Source organism: Oleiphilus sp. HI0067, assembly GCF_001635735.1.
Window position 1 is genome coordinate 1 of the sequence record NZ_LWFI01000048.1, and the last position, 712, is coordinate 712.

General features: G+C 44.4%; 1 protein-coding gene. It reads left to right on the forward strand.

Features of this window, described 5'->3' with window-relative positions; all coding sequences use genetic code 11:
* Window positions 1–143: 143 nt before the first annotated feature.
* A partial coding sequence (locus A3739_RS00955) for an FAD-binding oxidoreductase (protein ID WP_156502217.1) occupies window positions 144–712 on the forward strand: 569 nt, incomplete at its 3' end.

The window sequence follows — 712 nt, forward strand, 5'->3', positions numbered from 1 at the left end:
TGCTTAAGTGCCGCAATAGATGCAAACCCTAAGTGTTTCATAATAAAAATAGATTGTCCGAAAATGTCAGTGATATTCTACGTTAAGTTTTTATGATGCATCCATAGTAATTCATTGTTTAGAACAAATCGGTAGGTGAAAAAATGCGACGTTGGAATGGTTGGGGTGATGAAGCAAACAAAATGGATTTACCAGAATCTGGGGATGCATTTTTGCTAGAGCATGTTGGTCAAGCTACCCCTCTTGCTGATGCAAGTCTCGATTCAGTATTGGCACAAGTGCCGTCATCTCGATTGCCTGACCATCGATTGATTAATACAGATCCGGATGTTCGTGTGCGTCACGCTCGTGGTCAAAGTCTTCCTGATTGGTTGGCGATGCGCAGTGGTCAGTTTGAATTCTTCCCAGATGGTGTGGCTTTCCCTGAGATAAAAGATGAGATAGCAGAACTTCTTAGTTTTGCCTACGACAACGATATTGTTGTGATTCCTTATGGAGGCGGCACAAGTGTTGCAGGCCATATCAACCCTTTCCAAAGCGATAAGCCGATCTTAACCTTAGCGCTAACGCGAATGAATCGCCTAACCGATATCGATGATTCAAGTTTGATCGCGACATTTGGAGCAGGAACGCCGGGGCCTCTAGTTGAATCGCAGCTTCGTGCAAAGGGTTACACTCTGGGGCATTACCCACAGAGCTTTGAACTATCAAC